The 2,637-nt window shown below is 43.2% G+C and carries 3 protein-coding genes; all 3 read left to right on the top strand.

Going from position 1 to position 2,637, the window contains the following annotated elements; genetic code table 11:
• Window positions 1-261: 261 nt before the first annotated feature.
• Window positions 262-690: a photosystem I reaction center subunit II PsaD gene (locus ACKPEB_RS12785; protein ID WP_408965314.1), complete on the top strand. Its 429-nt coding sequence runs from the start codon at window positions 262-264 to the stop codon at window positions 688-690.
• A gap of 106 nt (window positions 691-796) precedes the next feature.
• Window positions 797-2,317, top strand: a complete 1,521-nt coding sequence (gene trpE, locus ACKPEB_RS12780; protein ID WP_408965315.1) for an anthranilate synthase component I — start codon at window positions 797-799, stop codon at window positions 2,315-2,317.
• A gap of 110 nt (window positions 2,318-2,427) precedes the next feature.
• On the top strand, window positions 2,428-2,637 hold a 210-nt coding region (locus ACKPEB_RS12775; protein ID WP_408965313.1), incomplete at its 3' end, for a SufE family protein.

Raw genomic sequence — 2,637 nt, 5'->3', positions numbered from 1 at the left:
CCCTTCCCTAATAGGGAAGGGGGAGTAATTAATGATTTTTGATGTTTAATAGTAATAATTAGTCCCCCCTCTCCTTGCAGGAGAGGGGGTTAGGGGGAGAGGTCATACAAATTTTGGGAGAAAATGAAACAGCCCTGCCCTACTCCCCCTGCTCCCCTTCTCCCCCCGCTCCCTAACTTCTGTAACGGTTCTTTACGACTACTACAGACAGAAGCACCATCAGTGTTACGATTCCGTAAAAACATCATTGAGTGATTTTTTATGGCAGAAACACTGACTGGACAACCACCAAAGTTCGGTGGCAGCACTGGTGGCTTATTAACAAAAGCTCAAGTGGAAGAAAAATATGCAATCACCTGGACTAGCACCAAAGAACAGGTGTTTGAAATGCCCACAGGCGGTGCAGCCATTATGAACGAAGGAGACAACCTCCTCTATTTAGCCCGCAAGGAACAATGTCTTGCTTTAGGTGCTCAACTGCGTTCAAAATTCAAACCTAAAATAGACAACTATAAAATCTATCGCGTTTTTCCTAACGGCGAAACCGAATATCTGCATCCCAAAGATGGCGTTTTCCCTGAAAAAGTTAATGAAGGACGTCAAGCTGCTAATAGTGTTGCCCACAATATCGGTAGTAACGTTGATCCGGCTAAAGTCAAATTTACAGGTAAATCTACCTCTGACGTTTAAAACGCTTTGAGTCATTCAAGGGCACCATGCCCATAAACATATTAGGATGAAGGATGGTTTATTCTCTCCTTCATCCTTTGTTTTTTATTGTTCGCCATTAGTCGCCATGATTTTTCCAGATTTCTCCCAATTTGCTCAACGCGCAACGACCGGAAATTTTATTCCAGTCTATCAAGAATGGGTGGCTGATTTAGATACTCCGGTTTCTGCGTGGTATCGGGTTTGTGCTGACGAGCCCTATAATTTTTTGTTAGAATCGGTTGAAGGTGGCGAAAACATCGGGCGTTATAGTTTCTTAGGGTGTGATCCAGTTTGGATTTTAGAAGCTAAAGGCGAGCGCACGGTGCAAAAATGGCGAGATGGAAGCATTAAAGAATTTACAGGTGATCCCTTCAACGCTTTAGAAACCTGTTTAGAACCTTATCATCCGGTCAAATTACCCCAACTCCCCCCAGGAATTGGCGGACTTTTTGGGTTTTGGGGTTATGAATTAATGCAGTGGATCGAGTCCCGTGTTCCCGTTTATTCCCCCAATTCCAATGATTTACCCGATGGGTTATGGATGCAGGTTGATCAATTATTAATCTTTGATCAAGTTAAACGTAAAATTTGGGCGATCGCATACGCAGATACTCGCAATACCGATTTAGAAACGGCCTATCAACAAGCTTGCGATCGCGTTCAACAATTAGTTGCTAAACTTCAATCTCCCTTATCTCCAGAAAATACCCTTTTAGAATGGGCTCCCCCCGATCATCAACCCCCATTAACCTACAAAAGTAACGTTTCCCAAGAGCAATTTTGCGCCAATGTGGAAAAAGGCAAACAATATATTAAAGCCGGAGATATTTTTCAAGTGGTTTTATCTCAACGGTTAACCACAGAATATTCCGGTGATCCCTTTTCCCTCTATCGTTCTTTGCGGTTAATTAATCCGTCTCCTTATATGGCTTATTTTAACTTTGGGAATTGGCAATTAATTGGTTCGAGTCCCGAAGTCATGGTAAAAGCGGAAAAAAATCCCGACGGAAAATTAATCGCCACCGTCCGTCCCATTGCGGGAACCCGTCGCCGAGGTCAAACTCCTCAAGAAGATCAAGCCTTAGCCGAAGATTTACTACAAGATCCCAAAGAAGTCGCGGAACACATTATGTTAGTCGATTTAGGGCGCAATGATTTAGGGCGAGTGTGTCAAATGGGAACCGTTAAAGTTGATGAATTAATGGTCATTGAACGTTATTCCCATGTCATGCACATTGTTAGTAATGTTATTGGAGAATTAGCAGAAAATAAAACCGCCTGGGATTTATTAAAAGCTTGTTTTCCAGCCGGGACGGTTAGTGGCGCGCCTAAAATTCGGGCGATGGAAATTATTCATGAATTAGAAGGCTGTCGCCGTGGCCCCTATTCTGGGGTTTATGGTTACTATGATTTTGAAGGACAACTCAATAGTGCGATTACTATTCGTACCATGATTGTTCAAGATCAAGGTCAAAATCAACATCAAGTTAGTGTTCAAGCGGGTGCGGGTGTTGTTGCTGACTCCCAACCGCAAAAAGAATATGAAGAAACCCTGAATAAAGCACGGGGGTTATTAGAAGCCATTCGGTGTTTAAAAGGGTCATAGCGCGTCCCTCTAAGGGCGAGAAGACCTCGCCCCGACAGGGTATGATAGGAATAAACTCCCGACTTGCCAACACCTGCTACACTGATGGAGAAATTCTATTCTTCTGGATCATGTCTTCCACTGCAACTCCTTTACCGCCTACTTTAGAACGAATGGTACAGCGTTTTAAACGCGCTTCTTCTAATAAATTGCGCTATGAACAATTAATGACCATCGCCCAAAAACTCCCCCCCTTTCCTGAAGATCAGAAAATTGCTGATAATAAAGTTCCCGGTTGTGTGTCCCAGGTTTATGTGATTGCTGAGTTAGATGAACAAGGA

Origin of the sequence: Planktothrix sp., assembly GCF_046067725.1 — a bacterium.
Classification (GTDB): Bacteria; Cyanobacteriota; Cyanobacteriia; order Cyanobacteriales; family Microcoleaceae; genus Planktothrix.
Note: the sequence above shows the minus strand (reverse complement) of the source record. Positions and strands in the feature narration are given on the sequence as shown.